Origin of the sequence: Serratia sp. Ag1 (assembly GCF_000743355.1) — a bacterium.
In the GTDB taxonomy this organism is placed as follows: domain Bacteria; phylum Pseudomonadota; class Gammaproteobacteria; order Enterobacterales; family Enterobacteriaceae; genus Chania.
Map to the genome: position 1 here is coordinate 1 of NZ_JQEI01000018.1, position 19,161 is coordinate 19,161.

The 19,161-nt window shown below is 51.7% G+C and carries 19 protein-coding genes; 9 read left to right on the top strand and 10 right to left on the bottom strand.

Translation table 11 applies throughout. The features are described 5' to 3' along the window. Nucleotides 1-411: 411 nt before the first annotated feature. Nucleotides 412-975: a D-glycero-beta-D-manno-heptose 1,7-bisphosphate 7-phosphatase gene (gene gmhB / locus IV04_RS11770; RefSeq protein WP_037403797.1), complete on the bottom strand. Its 564-nt coding sequence runs from the start codon at nucleotides 973-975 to the stop codon at nucleotides 412-414. A gap of 187 nt (nucleotides 976-1,162) precedes the next feature. On the opposite strand from gmhB, the gene metN reads away from it, so the two are divergent. From metN to IV04_RS11805, 7 genes are all read left to right on the top strand, one after another. Then, complete coding sequence (gene metN / locus IV04_RS11775) at nucleotides 1,163-2,194, top strand: methionine ABC transporter ATP-binding protein MetN (protein WP_037403795.1); 1,032 nt, start codon at nucleotides 1,163-1,165, stop codon at nucleotides 2,192-2,194. Then, on the top strand, nucleotides 2,187-2,840 hold the full coding sequence (locus tag IV04_RS11780) for a methionine ABC transporter permease MetI (protein WP_037403793.1): 654 nt from the start codon (nucleotides 2,187-2,189) through the stop codon (nucleotides 2,838-2,840). The genes metN and IV04_RS11780 overlap by 8 nt, the downstream gene beginning before the upstream one ends. A gap of 73 nt (nucleotides 2,841-2,913) precedes the next feature. Continuing rightward, the gene (locus tag IV04_RS11785) at nucleotides 2,914-3,729 is read left to right on the top strand and encodes a MetQ/NlpA family lipoprotein (RefSeq protein WP_037403792.1); all 816 of its coding nucleotides are present in this window, start codon (nucleotides 2,914-2,916) and stop codon (nucleotides 3,727-3,729) included. 118 nt (nucleotides 3,730-3,847) lie between these two features. Then, a complete protein-coding gene (gene rcsF / locus IV04_RS11790; RefSeq protein ID WP_037403790.1) occupies nucleotides 3,848-4,252 on the top strand; it encodes an Rcs stress response system protein RcsF in 405 nt (134 codons plus the stop codon). Further along, nucleotides 4,249-4,956, top strand: a complete 708-nt coding sequence (gene tsaA, locus IV04_RS11795; RefSeq protein WP_037403788.1) for a tRNA (N6-threonylcarbamoyladenosine(37)-N6)-methyltransferase TrmO — start codon at nucleotides 4,249-4,251, stop codon at nucleotides 4,954-4,956. Before rcsF ends, tsaA begins: the two co-directional genes overlap by 4 nt. A gap of 120 nt (nucleotides 4,957-5,076) precedes the next feature. Continuing rightward, entirely contained in the window at nucleotides 5,077-6,795 is a 1,719-nt protein-coding gene (gene proS, locus IV04_RS11800; protein ID WP_037403787.1) for a proline--tRNA ligase, read from the top strand. 79 nt (nucleotides 6,796-6,874) lie between these two features. After that, nucleotides 6,875-7,732 carry a YaeF family permuted papain-like enzyme gene (locus IV04_RS11805; protein WP_072010878.1) on the top strand — a complete coding sequence of 286 codons (858 nt, stop codon included), beginning with the start codon at nucleotides 6,875-6,877 and terminating at the stop codon, nucleotides 7,730-7,732. A 90-nt stretch (nucleotides 7,733-7,822) separates the two neighbouring features. Here IV04_RS11805 and nlpE read toward each other — a convergent pair whose 3' ends face one another. From nlpE to IV04_RS11820, 3 genes are read right to left on the bottom strand one after another with little or no spacing between them, the layout of a single operon-like run. After that, entirely contained in the window at nucleotides 7,823-8,512 is a 690-nt protein-coding gene (gene nlpE, locus IV04_RS11810) for an envelope stress response activation lipoprotein NlpE (RefSeq protein WP_037403786.1), read from the bottom strand. Between the two features lie 45 nt (nucleotides 8,513-8,557). Then, a complete protein-coding gene (gene arfB / locus IV04_RS11815; RefSeq protein ID WP_037403784.1) occupies nucleotides 8,558-8,971 on the bottom strand; it encodes an alternative ribosome rescue aminoacyl-tRNA hydrolase ArfB in 414 nt (137 codons plus the stop codon). Between the two features lie 3 nt (nucleotides 8,972-8,974). Beyond that, a complete protein-coding gene (locus IV04_RS11820; protein ID WP_037403782.1) occupies nucleotides 8,975-9,523 on the bottom strand; it encodes a YaeQ family protein in 549 nt (182 codons plus the stop codon). A gap of 213 nt (nucleotides 9,524-9,736) precedes the next feature. On the opposite strand from IV04_RS11820, the gene IV04_RS11825 reads away from it, so the two are divergent. Then, nucleotides 9,737-9,937 carry a YaeP family protein gene (locus IV04_RS11825; RefSeq protein ID WP_037403780.1) on the top strand — a complete coding sequence of 67 codons (201 nt, stop codon included), beginning with the start codon at nucleotides 9,737-9,739 and terminating at the stop codon, nucleotides 9,935-9,937. After that, nucleotides 9,924-10,187, top strand: coding sequence for a Rho-binding antiterminator (gene rof, locus IV04_RS11830; RefSeq protein WP_037403778.1), 264 nt, complete (start codon nucleotides 9,924-9,926; stop codon nucleotides 10,185-10,187). Before IV04_RS11825 ends, rof begins: the two co-directional genes overlap by 14 nt. A 52-nt stretch (nucleotides 10,188-10,239) precedes the next feature. On the opposite strand, the gene IV04_RS11835 is transcribed toward rof, so the two are convergent. The 6 genes from IV04_RS11835 to dnaE form a co-directional block, all read right to left on the bottom strand. Beyond that, nucleotides 10,240-10,551, bottom strand: a complete 312-nt coding sequence (locus IV04_RS11835) for a cytochrome c (protein ID WP_037403776.1) — start codon at nucleotides 10,549-10,551, stop codon at nucleotides 10,240-10,242. Nucleotides 10,552-10,560: 9 nt separating this feature from the next. Further along, on the bottom strand, nucleotides 10,561-11,886 hold the full coding sequence (gene tilS / locus IV04_RS11840) for a tRNA lysidine(34) synthetase TilS (RefSeq protein ID WP_037403774.1): 1,326 nt from the start codon (nucleotides 11,884-11,886) through the stop codon (nucleotides 10,561-10,563). A gap of 63 nt (nucleotides 11,887-11,949) precedes the next feature. After that, the gene (locus IV04_RS11845) at nucleotides 11,950-12,348 is read right to left on the bottom strand and encodes a VOC family protein (RefSeq protein WP_037403772.1); all 399 of its coding nucleotides are present in this window, start codon (nucleotides 12,346-12,348) and stop codon (nucleotides 11,950-11,952) included. A gap of 32 nt (nucleotides 12,349-12,380) precedes the next feature. After that, nucleotides 12,381-14,525, bottom strand: coding sequence for a lysine decarboxylase LdcC (locus IV04_RS11850; RefSeq protein ID WP_037403770.1), 2,145 nt, complete (start codon nucleotides 14,523-14,525; stop codon nucleotides 12,381-12,383). A gap of 131 nt (nucleotides 14,526-14,656) precedes the next feature. Next, nucleotides 14,657-15,616, bottom strand: coding sequence for an acetyl-CoA carboxylase carboxyl transferase subunit alpha (gene accA, locus IV04_RS11855; protein ID WP_037403769.1), 960 nt, complete (start codon nucleotides 15,614-15,616; stop codon nucleotides 14,657-14,659). 12 nt (nucleotides 15,617-15,628) lie between these two features. Continuing rightward, the gene (gene dnaE, locus IV04_RS11860; protein WP_037403768.1) at nucleotides 15,629-19,117 is read right to left on the bottom strand and encodes a DNA polymerase III subunit alpha; all 3,489 of its coding nucleotides are present in this window, start codon (nucleotides 19,115-19,117) and stop codon (nucleotides 15,629-15,631) included. Nucleotides 19,118-19,161 lie beyond the last annotated feature (44 nt).

Here is a 19,161-nt window from a genome sequence, read left to right on the forward strand (position 1 = left end):
CAATTAAAAGCTTGATGTGCTGCAACATGTGCAGCGATGCTCGAAAATCAACGTTCGTAATAATTCATTCAAATGAATTACTGCTTGGTCACTCTTCAAGACTTGATATTTTTTGTGCTGCCGAAGCAGCTGGATATCGTCTTGTGAGTGCCCACACAGATTGTCTGATAAATTGTTAAAGAGCAGTGAGTTACGCGCTTTCGCTTGCTAACTCGAGGTGGCGTATATTACGCCTTCCTCTTTCAGAGTCAACCTTAATTTTCAGGTTTTTTCTCTGCGACTCCCAGATACTCTGTGAAGTTGTTCACAGGCTCCGTGTCGATGGAGGCGCATTATAGGGAGCTGACTCAGAATGACAAGAGATAATATTCACTTTGCATCTAACCGCTCACTATTCACGCAAAATGCAGATTAAATCCGCTTTTTGATCGCTGTTGGCAAGTCTTTCAGGCTGTTTAGCACCCAGTCCGCCGCTTTTTCGCCTTCTTCTGTCACCGGTTTACCGGTGCGGACCAAGACTTTAGTCCCTACGCCTGCTGCTGCGGCTGCCTGCATATCTTCGATTTTGTCGCCCACCATATAAGAAGCCGCCAGATCGATATTCAACTCTTTCTGCGCTTGCAACAACATACCCGGTTGCGGTTTACGACAGTCACATATTTGTCGGTATTCTTCTATTATTGCTTGAGGGTGGTGTGGACAAAAGTAAATGCCGTCCAGATCGACGTCCCGATCGGCCAGCGACCAGTCCATCCATTCAGTCAGGCGCATAAACTGGTCTTCGCTGAATTTACCGCGGGCAATACCTGATTGATTGGTGATTAACACCAGCGCGAAACCCATATTTTTCAGTTCACGGCATGCATCAATCACACCATCAATAAATTGAAAGTCATCTATTTCATGGACATATCCATGATCAACATTAATCGTGCCGTCACGATCTAAGAAAATTGCTGGAACGCGTTGTGTCACCGGTTTGCTCCTGAGGGCTTGAAAACGCGCACAGTATCGCATGTTTTACTACGGACTGAGAACGATGAAGAGCGGTGTTGGCGTTGACTTAGACGTCTAGACGCCTTAACATCTGAGCCATACCTTGGTTACAGCCAAGGTTTACTTTTATCTAGCCACGGGCAACCACGCTAAAAATAAGAAGAATATGATTAAACTTTCCAACATCACCAAAGTGTTCCAGCAGGGTTCGCGCACCATTAATGCGCTGTCTGACGTGACCCTTCACGTCCCTGCCGGGCAAATCTATGGCGTTATCGGTGCTTCTGGTGCTGGTAAAAGTACGTTGATCCGCTGCGCCAACATGCTTGAACGCCCAACCTCCGGCACCGTATTGGTGGATGGTCAAGACCTGACGTCTTTATCTGAAAGCGAATTGACGCGTGCGCGTCGCCACATTGGCATGATCTTCCAGCATTTTAACCTGCTCTCTTCACGCACGGTATTTGGCAACGTTTCTTTGCCACTGGAATTGGACAATACCCCGCGCAGTGAAATCAAAAAGCGCGTGGCGGAGTTACTGGAACTGGTGGGGCTATCAGACAAGCATGATGCTTACCCAGCCAATCTGTCTGGTGGCCAGAAACAGCGTGTGGCAATTGCCCGGGCCTTGGCCAGCAACCCGAAAGTACTGCTGTGCGACGAAGCTACCAGCGCACTTGATCCTGCTACAACGCGTTCCATTCTTGAGTTACTTAAGGATATTAATCGCCGTCTTGGGCTGACTATTCTGTTGATCACCCATGAAATGGATGTGGTAAAACGTATTTGCGATCAGGTTGCCGTCATCAGCCAGGGGCAATTGATTGAGCAAGACAGCGTCAGCGAAGTTTTCTCACACCCAAAGACACCGTTGGCGCAGCAATTTATCCAATCCACGTTACATCTGGATATTCCGGACGACTACGCCCAACGCTTGATGCCAGAACGCATTGGCAATCATCAACCGTTGCTACGTCTGGAGTTCACCGGTCAGTCGGTTGATGCCCCACTGCTGTCAGAGGCGGCTCGTCGTTTCAACGTGAATAACAACATTATCAGCGCACAAATGGATTATGCCGGTGGGGTGAAGTTTGGCGTCATGCTGGCGGAACTGCATGGTTCTGACGAAGATGCGCAGGCAACAATTAAATTCCTGCAGGAAAATCAGGTAAAAGTAGAGGTTCTAGGTTATGTCTGAGGCAATGATGTGGTTAATGGCGCGTGGGGTATGGGAAACCATCACGATGACCTTTGTCTCCGGCTTTTTCGGCTTCGTGCTTGGCTTGCCGGTCGGTGTAATGTTGTACGTTACCCGTCCAGGGCAAATCATTGCCAATAATACCCTCTATAAAGCCTTGTCTGGATTGGTGAACATTTTCCGTTCCATCCCGTTTATCATACTCCTGGTGTGGATGATTCCCTTTACCCGGATGATAGTCGGCACTTCTATCGGTTTGCAGGCCGCCATCGTGCCACTGACCGTCGGCGCAGCCCCTTTTATTGCCCGTATGGTCGAAAACGCCCTACTGGAGATCCCGTCCGGGCTGATTGAGGCCGCACGTGCCATGGGCGCTACGCCAATGCAAATCATCAAGAAAGTGTTGCTGCCCGAAGCATTACCTGGTCTGGTAAACGCAGCCACCATCACGCTGATTACCTTGGTGGGCTATTCTGCCATGGGGGGCGCCGTTGGCGCGGGTGGTTTAGGTCAAATTGGTTATCAGTATGGTTACATTGGTTATAACGCTACCGTCATGAATACGGTATTAATATTACTGGTCGTCCTGGTGTACCTGATTCAGTTCTGTGGCGACCGTATTGTCAGGGCCGTTACTCACAAATAGTTTTTACAAACACGCTCACAACTACTGGGTAGGGTAAAGCGTATTTCATATGCGAGTCTAATGAGGAAAGGATATGTCGTTAAAATTTAAATCCATTGCGGCAATCGGCGCGCTGATCGGTACTCTGGCCTTGGCCGGTTGCGGTCAGGACGAAAAAAATCCGAACCATATCAAAGTGGGTGTTATCGTCGGGGCTGAACAACAGGTTGCAGAAGTCGCGCAGAAAGTCGCGAAAGATAAATACGGTCTGGACGTTGAATTGGTCACTTTCAACGATTATGTGTTGCCAAACGAAGCGTTGAGCAAGGGCGATATCGATCTGAATGCTTTCCAGCATAAACCTTATCTGGATCAGCAAATCAAGGATCGCGGTTATAAACTGGTCCCGGTCGGTAACACTTTCGTTTACCCAATTGCCGGTTACTCCAAAAAAATCAAATCGCTGGATGAGTTGAAAGAAGGCTCTCAGGTTGCACTGCCTAACGATCCTACCAATCTGGGCCGTTCATTGCTGCTGCTGGAGAAGCAAGGGCTGATTAAACTGAAAGACGGTGTCGGCCTGTTGCCTACCGTACTGGACGTGGTAGAAAACCCTAAAAACCTGAAGCTGGTAGAACTGGAAGCCCCACAGCTGCCACGCTCCTTGGACGATCAGCAAATCGCCCTGGCCGTAATCAACACGACTTACGCCAGCCAGATCGGTTTGACACCGGCCAAAGATGGTATCTTTGTTGAAGATAAAGAGTCACCTTACGTCAATATTATGGTTGCTCGTGAAGATAACAAAGACGCAGAAAACGTGAAAAAATTCGTTCAGGCCTATGAATCTGAAGAAGTAAACGAAGCGGCGAATAAAATCTTCAACGGCGGTGCAGTAAAAGGCTGGTAATCATCCATTACCTATTTTTAGCTTATATTTGCAAGACGGGCTCAGGCCCGTCTTGTTATTTATGTCAGAGATTGATTCAATAGCGCCACTTTTATTTATTAAAGGCAGAGGAATGTCAATGCGTGTTTTACCTCTCTGTTTGTTAGCACTTTTGCTGGCCGGATGTTCTAAACCGAAACCGGTACCACCTCCAACAGACAGCGTCAACGTCCCGGTCGCACCTGCACCGGTAAAAGCAGCGCCACCAGCCCGCCCTGCGCCAGTGACGCTTTACAAGAATGCAGAAGCATTAATCGGCAAGCCATTCCGTGATTTAGGTGAAGTTTCTGGTAGTGTCTGCCAGCTCACCGCTCGGGATCCCGCGCCAAGCCTGGCCTCGGCCCGCAGGCGCATGCAGCAGCGTGCCGCTCATATGAAGGCTAATGCAGTATTGTTGCATGATTGCCAGATGATCAGAGGCGTTGCGGGTTGTTACCAACAGGCGATTTGCCAAGGCTCTGCGCTTAACGTTTCGGCCAAATGACCGAGTTCGTTTTTAATCAGATCGGTATTATCCGCTCACCGTACAAAGAAAAATTTGCCGTTCCCCGTCAACCGGGGCTAATCGAGGACGGTGGCGGAGAACTGGTGCTGTTACCGCCTTACAATCAGGCAGAAGCAGTACGCGGCCTGAGCGAGTTTAGCCATCTCTGGGTGATGTTCATTTTCCATCACACCATGGAGGGCGGCTGGCGGCCAACGGTCAGGCCACCACGTCTGGGTGGCAATGCGCGCATGGGCGTTTTTGCTACACGCTCAACGTTTCGCCCTAACCCACTTGGCATGTCGCTGATCGAACTGAAAGATATCCAGATCCAGGGCGGTGAAGTCGTATTGCAATTAGGCAGCCTCGATCTGGTCGATGGGACTCCAGTCATCGATATCAAACCTTATCTGCCCTTTGCCGAAAGCCATCCCCAAGCCCGTGCTGGTTTTGCTCAAGCTGCTCCTGCAAGTGATATGCCCGTGAGTTTTTCCCCATTGGCTGAACAGCAATTGCAGCAACATCTGCAGCGCCATCCCAATTTACGCCGTTTTATCAGCCAGGTATTGGCTCAGGATCCTCGCCCAGCTTATCGTAAGGCAGAAGAGGCAGAGCGTGAATATGCAGTATGGCTGTTGGAATTCAACGTGCGCTGGCGCGTTGTCGCTGGGCAAACCGAGGTGTTGTCGCTCGACGCCCGTTAAAATTCCGCCAACTCTCTTTTGGCAACCGCCATGCACTGGTAGACTAAACCACTTTTTAAATTTTGGCTGCCATCTCAGGTAGCCCAATGCAATTTGCAGTGCTAACGGAATCAACACATCATGCGTACTAGCCAATATCTGCTCTCCACTTTGAAGGAGACTCCTGCCGATGCCGAAGTAATCAGCCACCAGCTGATGCTGCGAGCCGGGATGATCCGCAAGCTGGCCTCCGGTCTTTACACCTGGTTGCCAACGGGCCTGCGCGTTCTGAACAAGGTTGAAAACATTGTTCGTGAAGAAATGAACAACGCTAATGCGATCGAAGTTTCCATGCCGGTAGTCCAACCCGCCGACCTGTGGCAGGAAAGTGGCCGCTGGGAGCAGTATGGCCCCGAACTGCTGCGCTTTGTTGATCGCGGCGATCGTCCGTTTGTGCTCGGCCCGACGCATGAAGAAGTGATCACCGATCTGATCCGTAATGAAATCAGCTCCTATAAGCAATTACCGCTGAATTTCTTCCAGATCCAGACGAAATTCCGTGACGAAGTCCGCCCGCGCTTCGGTGTGATGCGTTCCCGTGAATTCCTGATGAAAGATGCCTATTCATTCCATACCACGCAGGAATCTCTGCAGGCGACCTACGACGCCATGTACGAAGCCTACAGCAAGATCTTCAACCGCATGGGTCTGGATTTCCGCCCGGTGTTGGCTGATACCGGCTCCATCGGCGGTAGCGCTTCCCATGAGTTCCAGGTGCTGGCAGACAGTGGTGAAGACGATATCGTCTTCTCTACCGACTCCGATTACGCAGCTAACATTGAGCTGGCTGAAGCGGTTGCCCCAGCGCAGCCACGTGGTGCAGCGACCGAAGAACTGCGTATTATCGATACCCCTAACGCCAAAACCATTGCCGAACTGGTTGCGCAATTCCAGTTGCCCATAGAGAAAACGGTAAAAACTCTGCTGGTTCGTGCAACCGAAGAGAGTGGCCACAAACTGGTGGCGTTGCTGGTACGTGGCGATCACGAACTAAACGAAATCAAAGCCGAGAAGCTACCACAGGTAGCAGCGCCATTGACCTTCGCCACTGATGAAGAAATTCGTGCGATCGTAGGCGCAGGCCCAGGCTCCCTCGGCCCGATCAAAATGCCGGTACCTCTGGTGATCGATCGTAGCGTAGCCGCCATGAGCGATTTCAGCGCTGGTGCCAATATCGACGCTAAACATTACCTCGGGATCAACTGGGAGCGCGATCTGCCGCTACCGCAGGTTGCCGATATTCGTAACGTTGTTGCAGGCGATGCCAGCCCGGATGGTAAAGGGACTTTGCTGATTAAGCGCGGTATTGAGGTAGGGCATATCTTCCAATTGGGAACCAAGTATTCGGAAGCGATGAAAGCCACAGTGCAGGGCGAAGATGGCCGCAATCAGGTTCTGACCATGGGTTGCTACGGGATCGGGGTCTCGCGCGTGGTCGCCGCTGCCATTGAGCAGAACCACGACGATCGCGGCATTGTCTGGCCAGATGCGATTGCGCCATTCCAGGTTGCTATTCTGCCAATGAACATGCACAAGTCATTCCGCGTGCAGGCGCTGGCTGAAGAGCTCTACAACACGCTGCGCTCTCATGGCATCGACGTTATCCTTGATGACCGTAAAGAACGCCCTGGCGTGATGTTTGCCGATATGGAGCTGATCGGTGTACCGCATTCCATCGTGATCGGCGATCGCAACCTCGACAGTGAAGAAATTGAGTATAAAAATCGTCGGGTTGGTGAGAAGCAGATGATTAAAACCGGCGAAATCATTGAATTCCTGCTGGCACAGATCAAACGCTGATATTCTCAATAGAGTGTGAAAACACCCTGCTTTGCAGGGTGTTTGCCAAGGATGCAGTGCATTATTAAAGGATTAAGCAATGCCGTTATCTTACATCTCGGTCATGCGACTGTTTGTCTTGCTGCCAGCCTTGCTCACCGGTTGTACTATGGACATTGCGTTGCCCAAAAAGGAGCAACGCGCTTCTCTCAACCCTGTAGATATCCAGTTTCAAGCCCTCAGTTCCGCCCCACAGAACAGCTTTCGGGAAGTTGACGAAACGGCACTTCAAGATGGCGATTTACTTTTTTCTTCAACCATTGGGCTGACGTCGCTCGGTATACGCCTGTTCAGTGCCTCTTCAGTCAGCCATGTCGCGATCTATATCGGTAACGACCAAGTCGCCGAAGCCGTGGGTGACGGCGTGCAGATTGTCAGTTTGAAAGAGGCACAAACCCGCAGTGATAAGCTGTTTGCCTTACGCATGCCAGACCTGACCCCCATTCAAGCAGAGCAGATTCGCCACTTCGCCAAACAAAAAGCTGGCAGCCGCTATAACTATCAGGGGATTATTGAAATGATGCCCTTCATGGTAACCAAGCAGCTTTGCTCACTGAATCCTTTCTCGAAGGATTTCCGTCAGCAGTGCGTAAAAGGGTTAGCCGCCGCACAACTCAGCACATCAACGCCTGATGAACCCAGCTATTTCTGCTCGCAATTCGTCTTGGCAGCTTTTGAGCACGCGGGCCGCCCACTCACTCTGGCATCCCCCGGTTGGGTGAGCCCCGGTGATTTACTGCATATGCGGGAAGGTGATATTGCAACGCTAGCCCCAAACCGGGCCTTGGCTTATGTAGGACATATCAAGCCAGGTATTTATTTGCGTAATCGCGCCTTAGCCAACAATAGTACGCCTGATGGCAAGCCCACACGGCAGCCAGATAATGGCATATTTTAACTGCTGCTATCAGAAAGCATAAAACCCCGCCATTTCAAATAGCGGGGTTTTATCTTCAACACGTGTAACACCTGCATGACGCGAAAGCGATCAGCGGCTGTTACAATCCTTGCTGTTATCGAAAGTCACTTTCCCACCGGGCTCAGGCACCAATGCCTTTTGCATCAACCCTTCCTCCATTGATGGCTGAACGCTGAAATGACCATTCAACATCAGGAAGACTGGCTCACCAGGAACTTTACGGGCATTAAGATAACCTTGCTCCAGCGCGATGTTATTGACAACCGGGAACGTTTTGCCTGTTGCACAATCTTTAAATACTGCCGCATCCGCCAGGTAGGTATAGAGCCCCCTCAAAGACATTGGCGTGTTTGGCAATGGCTGTTCGGTTGGCGACAGCGTGTAATTCAACTTGGATGTAATCGGTGCTCCGTTGCGATCCAGCATTTGCAGATTCTTGCCCGACGGGCGGAAGTAACGCTTTTCGCCGCTACCTTCGGTCAGTACCAACCGATCGGCGGTGCGAGCCCATTGACCATAGCTGGCAAAAGTCTTGTCGCCATCTTTGGTATCGCGGTAAGTTTCCTGCAAAATAAAGGTACCGTCTTTATCCAGAAACAGTGTCGTCTCCAGCCCACTGCAATCAGCGCAAGGTAATACGCCCTGATAACTTTGCTGCATTGGCTGAAGCGGCTGTTCTTTTGGCTGGTATTGGTTATTGCAGCCTAGTAACGAAAAGGCTCCTGCCGCTAAAAACAGGACGATTGTTATTGTCTTCACAGCTCTTCTCCTGCGTGTTCCATTAATATCCACGGCGTAGTTTCGTTAAGGGATAACCTTACCGCGCAGCGCTTTGGTTGCGCCTTTGCGCACTTTCCCTTCCAAACGGCGTAATTTTGCCCCTTTGCTGGGTTTCGTTGCTCTGCGCGTTTTTTCAACCACCATCGCCTGTTGAATCAGCGCCGCCAGCCGAGCAAGCGCCGCTTCACGATTTAATTCCTGGCTGCGATATTCCTGTGCTTTGATGATCACAACGCCATCAGCGGTCACTAAATGATGGTTAAGCGCCAGTAGACGCTCCTTGTAATACTCTGGCAGGCTGGATGCCCGGATGTCAAAGCGCAAATGGATGGCCGTTGAGGCTTTGTTCACGTGCTGCCCACCCGCGCCTTGTGCACGGATTGCCGTCAATTCTATTTCATTACCCGGTATTACTACGTTTCTCGACAGTGTCAGCACCGGTTACACCTGTGCCTGCTGCCATTCGGCGAATTGAATTTCCAGACTATTCTGGGTATCAGAAAGCCAAATCGTGCCTTCCTGCAGTGTAGCCTGTAATGTCATATTACGGTTGGTCATAGCAGCCAGACGAGCTAATTGTTCATCATTAAGAAAACGGATGCTTAGGTTTTTGTGGTTTGCAACCTTACCCTGCATCGACTGCCACCAGACATAACCGGCTCGTTCACCATACGCATACAACACCACCCGTGGCGATTGATTGCAGGCTTTTTTAATGCGCTTCTCATCCGGCAACCCCAGTTCGATCCACATTTCCAGCCCGTTATGGTCGTTACGCTGCCAGATTTCCGGTTCGTCTTCCGCACTTAAGCCTTTGGTGAACACCAAGCGTTCATCAGCATGGCAGATCCATGCCAACAGGCGCAGCATCATACGCTGTTCGGTTTCTGAAGGATGCTGAGCTAACGTAAGCGTTGTGTCGTGGTAAAAATGACGATCCATATCCGCGATATTGACCGTGGCTTTATAAATTGTTGCTTTCAGTGCCATGGGTAACCTCATTATTAACAAGCCACAGTGTACTTGATAAGATCGGTTCACAGCCAGCACGAGGAGCCCAAGCCGCGAATGAAAGCCAAGACGAGGTGCTGATAACTCCACTACAGCGTGCTATAGTCGTTTAGGTTAGGATTGATCTCCGGGTGTCTGTGCTTCATCGCGGCCTGTGTGGCGATTATGCAGAGATTCTTAAGGGAGGGAACTGTGCAACAATATTGTGAGTTAGTACGCCGTTTTTATGCTGAGATTGGCAGTGGAGATCTCGGCTACGTGCCTGATGCACTAGTCTGTGTTTTAAAGGCATTGGACGAGATTGCTGCAAATACTGCGCTCCCGTCCTCCGTTAGGGAACAGGCGGCGTTTGCCGCCGCTAACTTATTGGTGAGCGATTATGTTGATAAATGATGAGTATCAACCCATCAATTGCGATGATTACGACAATCTGGAACTCGCCTGCCAGCAACACCTGACTCTGAAACTGGAGTTACGCAACGGAGAAACGCTTGAGGCCAAAGCTGTCGATCTGCTGCAAAAGAAAAGCGTTGAATACCTCACGATCGAACAGAATGGTGCTCAGCGCGACGTGCGCTTGGACCATATCCACACTTTTAGTCACCCAAAAATCGGTACCATCGTCGTCAGCCTTTCCGACTGATGCCTCGGTAACCCCATCTCTACAGGGCAGCCTCAACGGCTGCCCTCGTCATTTATGGCTTCAGGCTGGCGTAATACGCCGCCAGATCGGCCATATCAGCGTCTGACAGATTTGCTACATAAGCCCTCATTACCTGTGCCTGGCCGCCTGTCCGCTCCCCTTTCTTGTAGGATTGCAACGCCTGCTCCAGATACATCGCATTTTGCCCGGCCAGATTCGGGTACATCGGCACCGACACTTTGCCTTCAGCCCCATGGCATGCCACGCAGGTAAGCGATTTACTCTTACCCATTGCCGCGTCACCTGCCGCCCAAGTGGAAAAACTCAGCAACCCAGTCACCACCATTACACTCATCAATTTCATCTTGGCTCCTCACAACGTGTTGTTATTATTTTTCTTCCAGCTCAGCCGCCACGGCGATTCGCCAACAGGCACCTGTCCGGCAGCGGTAACAAAGGTATCCACGGCGGCGATCAGTTGCTCATCGTAGTAAATCAATGGGATACGTTCACGCTGCCAAGGGGGAATACCCAGTTCCTGCCAGAGCTTCTTAATCAGCCTTGAACCCGCCCGATTGACAATACGCACCCGTCCTGCAGCGCTAAAGCGCACACTCACCTGCTCAGCGGCCTGCGGTGCGCGCACCAGGTTACTTCCTTCTCCACTCACCAATACGCCAAGCCCATCCGGCAACTCCAGCTTTTCCTGTTGCGACCAAGGTAATTGCAGCCCCCGCAAATCAGCCATCAGCGGCAACAGGTACAAACGCTGGCGGAAACGGCGGATCTGATAGTTACCTAACTGGAGTTGCGGTTCTGCGTCCTCTCGGCTCAATACCACTTCATTCCAGATCCTGTGCAATTGCTCGCGCGCAGGCATCGTGACGCCAAACAAAGCAATCCAACGGCGTAACAGCGCATAACGTCGCGCAGGAGAGCAATATTGCAACTCTTCAACGACCAGCGAGTTCTCTTCATCCAGCAAACGCGTTAGCTGTTCTGCCAGTAATTCATCCAACAGTTGTTCCTGCTCAGCACACAGATTGGCGCTGCGCGCCGCTGCCGAGGCAAAATGCGGCCAGCGCTCATTCAATACCGGCAGTACCTGCAAGCGCAGGAAGTTACGATCAAATCGGCAATCTTGATTGCTGTCGTCTTCGATCCAGCGTAGCTGGTGCTGCCTGGCATACGTTTCCAACTGTTGGCGCGCGATACCTAACAGCGGTCTTAACAGCCTATGATTGCCCAACCTGGCTTCACGGGCCATCGCTGAAAGCCCCGCCGGGCCGCTGCCGCGCTTTAAGGCTAATAGGAAGGTTTCACACTGATCGTCAAGATGTTGTGCCATCAGCAAGGTTTCATCTGCCGTCAGCGTTTTACTGAAAGCCGTATAACGGGCGCTACGTGCCGCTGCCTCAATGCCACCACTCAACCCATCCAACTGGACATGATGAACCACCAGCGGCACTTGCCAATCATCACACTGCTGCTGGCAATGCACCACCCACTCATCGGCAAAACGGCTCAGGCCATGGTGGACATGTACCGCACGCAAACTGCTCCCAGGATGCTGCTGACGCCATTGCACCAGCAAGTGCAACAGCACGCTGGAATCCAGCCCGCCGCTAAAGGCCAGCAACAACTGGCGCTTAGTGCCCAGTTGTTCATCGAGTTGTGCAGAGAATTGATTGATATTCATTGGTTGTGCTGGCTAACGGTCAGATAACCGCACGTTAACCAGCGCCCTCCCATCCAGCAAGCATTAACCGCGTGGCGTTTCATATAACTCGAGCGGTAACCCATCAGGATCGTTGAAAAAGGTGAAGCGAGAGTGGGTATAAGGATCGATGCGCACTGGCTCGCACACGACACCCGCCGTTTGCAATTCAGCAATCGCACTATCCATGTCGTCCACACTAAAAGCCAGATGACGCAGGCCACAAGCCTCTGGATGGCTAGGACGAGGAGCGGGAGCCGGGAAGGAGAACAGTTCAATCGTATACTGGCCGTTCAGTGCCAGATCGGCTTTCCACGAGTCGCGTTCTGCGCGATAAACCTCTGCTAACAGAGTAAAGCCGAGAATATCACAGTAAAAATGTTTACTGACGGCGTAATCAGAACCGATCACCGCGATATGGTGAACCTGGCGTAATGCCAACATAGCTGGACTCCTTTTATAACGTTGCGCCTACGTCAAGCCGCTGACGTTTTCAGTACTTTCACCAGATAACGGCCATCTTCAGTCGGTTTCGCGCCATGAATATCGGTTTCAAAACCGGGATAACGTTCACCGATCGAACACAGCATCAGCAGGAAGTCGAGCACCGCACGGCTCTCTTCGGTGATCATCTCCCCCGGCATCACCAATGGAACGCCCGGCGGATAAGGCAGGATCATATTCGCCGCCACTTTACCAATCAACTGCTCGATGTCACAGGTTTCCACGTTGCCACGCACCTGTTGCTGGAACATTTCATAAGGCGTCAGCTTCATTTCTGGCAAGACGTCAAACGCCCGCAGCATCAAACGCGGCAAATCATGCTGGCAAATCAGTTGATGGATCCCGGCAGCCAGATCCTGCACGCGCATATGGCGATAGAAATCCGGATCCTCGGCATAGAGATCTGGCAGCATGTTCTTCACGCGCAAATTGAGATCGTATGCACGTTTGAAATCAGTCAGGCCACGCAACAAACTCATCGCCTTGGTTTTATCGATACCGATGCTGAACAGGAACAGCAGATTATACGGCCCGGTTTTCTCTACCACGATACCGCGCTCATCCAGGTATTTCGCCACCAGCGCCGCCGGAATACCACTGCTCTCCAATTCACCCAGTTCGTTCATGCCCGGCGTCAGAATAGTAACCTTGATCGGATCCAGATACATATGATCGCGATCGGTATTACCGAAACCATGCCAGTTATCATCAGGATTCAGCGGCCAACATTGTGCTTCGTCAACTTCTTCCGGCTGCCAGATGTCAAAAAACCAGCTCTCACTTTCTGCCCGCAAACGCTGAATTTCACGGCGGAAATGCAAAGCCCGCTCCACCGAACGATTGATCATGCGCCGCCCCGGGTTGCCGCGCAGCATAGCCGCTGCCGTCTCCATAGAAGCAACAATGCCATAATGCGGCGAGGTCGTGGTGTGCATCATATAGGCTTCATTAAAGGTGTTTTCATCGTAATCACCTTTGATATGAATCATCGAAGCCTGCGAGAACGCCGCCAGCAACTTGTGGGTCGATTGGGTTTCATAAATCACCTTGCCCGGAATACGCTCGCCGCTCATGCCGCTTTTACCTTCGTAGATCGGGTGAAAGTTGGTATAGGGTACCCAGGCAGAATCGAAATGAATCGATGCCACATCCAGCGTCTGCTTAATGTAGTCGGTGTTGTACAGCAAGCCATCATAGGTGGAATTGGTGATCACCGCATGTACTGGCCAGTTGGCATTGGCAGTTTCGGCGACCCGTTTGGCAATGCTGTCATGGGTGAGCTCATGTCGCGGGATCCCACCTAAAATGCCGTAAGCATTGCGTAATGGACGCAGATAAATCGGCACGATGTCGCACATCATCAGCAAATGGCACAACGATTTGTGGCAATTGCGATCGATCAACACCGTGCTACCCGCCGGGGCCGAATACATTCCGACGATCTTGTTGGCGGTAGAGGTACCGTTGGTCACCAGATAACTCTGCTCGGCGTTGAAGGTTCGGGCAATATATTCTTCTGCTTCAAGATGTGGGCCGGTATGATCAAGTAAGGAACCCAGTTCGGTTACCGAGATAGAAATATCAGCTTTCAGCGTGTTCGCGCCGAAAAAGTCATAAAACAGGCAACCTACCGGGCTTTTCTGGAACGCCGTGCCCGCCATATGGCCCGGTGTGCAAAAAGTATATTTCCCCTCTTTCACATAGGTGAACAAAGCCTTGGTCAGAGGTGGAGTAATGGTATCCCTATATTCATCGGTGTATTGCTGGATGCGTTGGGCAATATCTTCTGCGGCATTCAAGCCATATTCAAAGAAGTACAGCACCATACGCATTTCATGCAGGTTGACATCAAAAGTGGAATGGGTGTTGATAAACGCATACAGCGGTAGGTATTCATTGAGATCGTTGATTTCACTACACAGTTCCAAGCTGTAATGATCCCAGTCAAACACCACTCCGCAGATACGGGCGTTGTGTTCAATCAGCTTCAGCAGATCGCCGCTGTCTTTCGGATACACCAGTTGGAAGCCCATAGAGGCCAATGCGTTGTGGAGTTCGCGGATAGGCTCATCTTTGTAATAGACGCCCATCGGGCTCATGATCGCAATGATATTCATCGGGCTACTCCTGTCAGTTAACTACCAAGGGCTTATCACACCCACAGAGTGTACCCTGCCTATCCTAAACCACGAATGACAGGCGTAAAAAAACCGCCAGGGCAGGCGGTTTCTTATTATCACCGAAAAACTCAGCAATAACCGTAGTTCATCAAACGCTGATAACGACGATTGAGCAACTCTTCGTTGTTCAGACCATCCAATTCAGCCAGATCGGTCAGCAGTTGCGCTTTCAGTGAAGCAGCCATTGCTGGCACGTCACGATGCGCAGACCCCAAAGGCTCCGGGATCACCGAATCGATCAGTTTCAGCTCTTTCAGACGCGGCGCAGTGATGCCCATTGCTTCTGCAGCGATCGGTGCTTTATCGGCATTTTTCCACAGAATTGAGGCACAACCTTCCGGGGAGATCACCGAATAAGTGCTGTACTGCAGCATATTCACTTTATCGCCCACGCCGATAGCCAATGCACCACCTGAACCACCTTCACCGATCACGGTGCAAATCACCGGGATGTTCAAGCGAGACATTTCACGCAGGTTACGGGCGATCGCTTCAGATTGCCCACGCTCTTCTGCGCCCACCCCCGGATAAGCCCCAGGCGTGTCGATAAAGGTGATCAAAGGCATTTTGAAGCGAGAGGCCATTTCCATCAGGCGCAACGCTTTGCGATAGCCTTCTGGTGCTGGCATGCCGAAGTTGCGGCGGATTTTCTCTTTGGTCTCGCGCCCTTTCTGATGACCAATGATCATCACCGGGCGGCCATCGAGCCGCGCAATACCACCGACGATGGCTTTATCATCAGCATAGGCACGATCGCCTGCCAACTCTTCAAAGTCAGTGAAGATGTGTGCGATATAATCCAGCGTATAAGGGCGCTGCGGGTGGCGTGCCAATTGGGCAATCTGCCAAGCCCCAAGATCGGAAAAAATCTTGCGCGTCAGCTCAACGCTCTTTTCACGCAGGCGTCGAACCTCTTCGTCCAGATTAATATCTAATTTTTCGTCTTGACGGTTGACTGCAGTCAGCGAGTCAATTTTCGCTTCCAGCTCTGCAATCGGCTGTTCAAAATCAAGAAAATTCAGACTCATAGCATTCCTATTTTAGTCAAATTCCAGTTCCACCTGCTCATTACCTACCAGGGTCCGCAAATCTATCAACAAGCGGTCAGTCGGCGTCACGCGCCAAGTTGCGCCAAAACGCAATCTTGCCCGTGCATCTTCCCGTTGATAGTAGAGATGCACTGGAATCGTCCCCGAGCGATGGGGTTCCAACGACTGACGGAGACGGTTCAAAAGCTGGTCATCAATTTGCCTGTCCGTCAGCGAGATAGCAAGCCCACGGGCGTATTTTTCACGGGCTTCACTGATATCCATTAACTCGCGGACCATCATTTTAAGCCCACCGCTGAAGTCATCAAAGCTGACCTGTCCAGTAGCGATCAGGATACGGTCTTTTTCCAACAAATGCTGGTATTTTTCCAGCGCTTCGGTGAATAACATCACTTCCAGGCGACCAGAACGGTCATCCAGCGTACAAATACCGATGCGATTACCGCGTTTAGTCACCATAACCCGGGCAGCAATCACCAGCCCAACAGCGGTCGTCATCTTGCCCCGATCCGTTGGGTGCATATCTTTCAAACGCTGGCCACCGGCATAGCGTTCGATTTCTTTCAAATACTGAGTGATCGGATGGCCGGTGAGGTAGAGCCCCAGCGTTTCGCGTTCGCCGTCCAGCACCACCTGTTCCTGCCAAAGTGGCACGTTGGCGTAAGACTGCTCCACCTGCTCCGGTGCTTCCGCCAGCACGCCAAACATATCAGCCTGGCCAATCGCTTCGGCTTTAGCATGCTGATCGGCTGCTTTCAGCGCATCGCCCAGCGAATTCATCAGCGCTGCCCGGTGCGGCCCCAGGCGATCGAACGCCCCGGACATGATCAGCTTTTCCAGAATACGGCGGTTGAGTTTCTTGACGTCCGATCGTGCACACAGGTCGAACAGATCTTTAAAATACCCCTGCTCACCGCTGTTACGCGCCTCAATAATCGCCTCAATCGGCCCTTCACCTACGCCTTTGATTGCACCAATACCGTAAACAATTTCGCCTTCGTCATTAACGTGGAAGTGATATTGCCCGCTATTGATATCCGGCGGCAGGATTTTCAACCCCATACGCCAACACTCGTCCACCAACCCCACCACTTTATCGGTGTTATCCATATCGGCAGTCATCACTGCCGCCATAAATTCGGCAGGATAGTGGGCTTTTAGCCATAACGTCTGATACGACACCAAGGCATAGGCGGCTGAGTGTGACTTGTTGAAGCCATAACCGGCGAATTTCTCCACCAGATCGAAGATTTTTACCGACAGTTCGCCGTCAACGCCGCGTGATTTAGCCCCATCCTCAAAGCCGCCACGCTGTTTGGCCATTTCAACCGGGTTCTTTTTACCCATGGCACGGCGCAGCATGTCTGCACCGCCCAGCGTGTAACCCGCCAGCACCTGGGCGATCTGCATCACCTGTTCCTGATACAGAATAATGCCGTAGGTCGGCTCCAGTACCGGTTTCAGCGACTCATGCTGCCACTGGATATCAGGATAAGAGATTTCTTCACGCCCATGCTTACGGTCGATAAAGTTATCTACCATGCCCGACTGCAAAGGGCCGGGGCGGAACAGTGCCACCAGTGCGATCATATCTTCGAAGCAGTCAGGCTTCAGACGCTTGATCAGGTCTTTCATGCCGCGCGATTCAAGCTGGAATACCGCCGTGGTTTCCGAGCGCTGCAGCATGTCGAAACTGGGTTTGTCATCAAGTGGGATGGCGGCGATATCGATCGGTTCCAATCCGCTCTTGGCACGGCGAGCGTTAATCATTTCTAACGCCCAATCGATAATGGTCAGGGTACGCAGGCCAAGGAAGTCAAACTTCACCAGCCCGGCATATTCCACGTCGTTTTTATCGAACTGAGTAACCGGGTGATTACCTTCAGCATCACAATACAGCGGAGCGAAGTCGGTGATTTTGGTTGGTGCGATCACCACCCCACCCGCATGCTTACCGGCGTTACGCGTTACCCCTTCCAGCTTGCGCGCCATGTCGATCAGCGCCCGGACCTCTTCATCTGCCTCATAAATTTCTGGCAGTTGTGGTTCGGCGGCAAAAGCCTTTTCCAGCGTCATCCCCGGATCGGGGGGCACCAGCTTGGAGATACGGTCAACAAAGCCATACGGGTGACCCAGCACGCGGCCTACATCGCGAATTACCGCTTTCGCCGCCATGGTACCGAAGGTGATAATTTGCGATACCGCTTCACGGCCATACATTTCCGCCACATGGTCGATCACCAGATCGCGTTTTTCCATGCAGAAATCGACGTCGAAATCGGGCATCGACACCCGTTCCGGGTTCAGGAAACGTTCAAACAGCAGGTCAAACTCCAGCGGATCCAAATCAGTGATTTTCAGCGCATAGGCCACCAACGACCCGGCACCAGAACCACGCCCTGGGCCTACCGGCACGTTGTTATCCTTCGACCACTGGATGAACTCCATCACGATCAGGAAGTAGCCTGGAAACCCCATCTGGTTGATCACTCTCAGTTCAACATCCAGACGTTCGTCATATTCTGGACGCCGATGAGCACGAACGTCTGGATCGGGGAACAGGAATTCAAGGCGCTGCTCCAGACCCTCTTTAGATTTCGCGATCAGGAAATCCTCGGTGGTCATATCACCGGTTGGGAACTGTGGCAGGAAGTACTCACCAAGGCGAATGGTGACATTACAGCGTTTGGCGATTTCGACACTGTTGAGCAGAGCTTCAGGGATGTCGGCAAACAGCTCGCACATCTCATCTTCACTGCGCATAAATTGCTGTGGGCTGTAGTTACGCGGGCGCTTGGGATCGTCGAGCGTGAAGCCGTCGTGGATCGCCACGCGGATTTCGTGCGCATCAAAATCATCTTCCACCAGAAAGCGGACATCGTTCGTGGCCACGACTGGCAAACCACGCTCGCTGGCCAGCGCTACCGCAGCATGCAGATAGTTCTCTTCGTCAGGGCGACCGGTGCGGATCAGCTCCAGATAGTAACTGTCGGGGAAATACTCTTGATAAAACGCCAGACATTGATCCACCTGCGCCTGGTTGCCACGCAGCAGAAATTTGCCGACGTCCCCCATTCGTGCACCGGAAAGCAGGATTAATCCTTCACGGTGTTCGATCAACCAATCACGGTCAATAATCGGGCCAGCCGCGCCGTAACCGCGCTGATAGGCGTGAGAGATCAACAACGTGAGGTTCTGATAGCCTTGGTTATTAGCAGCCAGCACGGTCAATTGTGCCAGCTCATCACCCAGCACTTCACTCTGCACGTGGAAATCCGCGCCAATGATCGGTTTGATCCCCGCACCGTGCGCACTACCATAAAACTTCACCAAGCCACACAGGTTGGTGAAATCAGTGACTGCCAACGCGGGCATGCCGTGCTCAGCCGCTTTTTTCACCAACGGGCCGATCTTGGCTAGCCCATCGATCATGGAGTAGTCACTATGCACACGAAGGTGAATAAAACGAGGTTCGGCCATATCCAGGTACCAAGGTGTAGGGCCCAGATTAACGGGCCGAAGTT

What these genes read in the sequence shown, in the direction of transcription:
- metN (WP_037403795.1), top strand. Translation starts at nt 1,163, where the DNA reads ATGATTAAACTTTCCAACATCACCAAAGTGTTCCAGCAGGGTTCGCGC.
- IV04_RS11780 (WP_037403793.1), top strand. Translation starts at nt 2,187, where the DNA reads ATGTCTGAGGCAATGATGTGGTTAATGGCGCGTGGGGTATGGGAAACC.
- IV04_RS11785 (WP_037403792.1), top strand. Translation starts at nt 2,914, where the DNA reads ATGTCGTTAAAATTTAAATCCATTGCGGCAATCGGCGCGCTGATCGGT.
- rcsF (WP_037403790.1), top strand. Translation starts at nt 3,848, where the DNA reads ATGCGTGTTTTACCTCTCTGTTTGTTAGCACTTTTGCTGGCCGGATGT.
- tsaA (WP_037403788.1), top strand. Translation starts at nt 4,249, where the DNA reads ATGACCGAGTTCGTTTTTAATCAGATCGGTATTATCCGCTCACCGTAC.
- proS (WP_037403787.1), top strand. Translation starts at nt 5,077, where the DNA reads ATGCGTACTAGCCAATATCTGCTCTCCACTTTGAAGGAGACTCCTGCC.
- IV04_RS11805 (WP_072010878.1), top strand. Translation starts at nt 6,875, where the DNA reads ATGCCGTTATCTTACATCTCGGTCATGCGACTGTTTGTCTTGCTGCCA.
- IV04_RS11820 (WP_037403782.1), bottom strand. Translation starts at nt 9,523, where the DNA reads ATGGCACTGAAAGCAACAATTTATAAAGCCACGGTCAATATCGCGGAT.
- rof (WP_037403778.1), top strand. Translation starts at nt 9,924, where the DNA reads ATGTTGATAAATGATGAGTATCAACCCATCAATTGCGATGATTACGAC.
- IV04_RS11835 (WP_037403776.1), bottom strand. Translation starts at nt 10,551, where the DNA reads ATGAAATTGATGAGTGTAATGGTGGTGACTGGGTTGCTGAGTTTTTCC.
- tilS (WP_037403774.1), bottom strand. Translation starts at nt 11,886, where the DNA reads ATGAATATCAATCAATTCTCTGCACAACTCGATGAACAACTGGGCACT.
- IV04_RS11845 (WP_037403772.1), bottom strand. Translation starts at nt 12,348, where the DNA reads ATGTTGGCATTACGCCAGGTTCACCATATCGCGGTGATCGGTTCTGAT.
- IV04_RS11850 (WP_037403770.1), bottom strand. Translation starts at nt 14,525, where the DNA reads ATGAATATCATTGCGATCATGAGCCCGATGGGCGTCTATTACAAAGAT.
- accA (WP_037403769.1), bottom strand. Translation starts at nt 15,616, where the DNA reads ATGAGTCTGAATTTTCTTGATTTTGAACAGCCGATTGCAGAGCTGGAA.
- dnaE (WP_037403768.1), bottom strand. Translation starts at nt 19,117, where the DNA reads ATGGCCGAACCTCGTTTTATTCACCTTCGTGTGCATAGTGACTACTCC.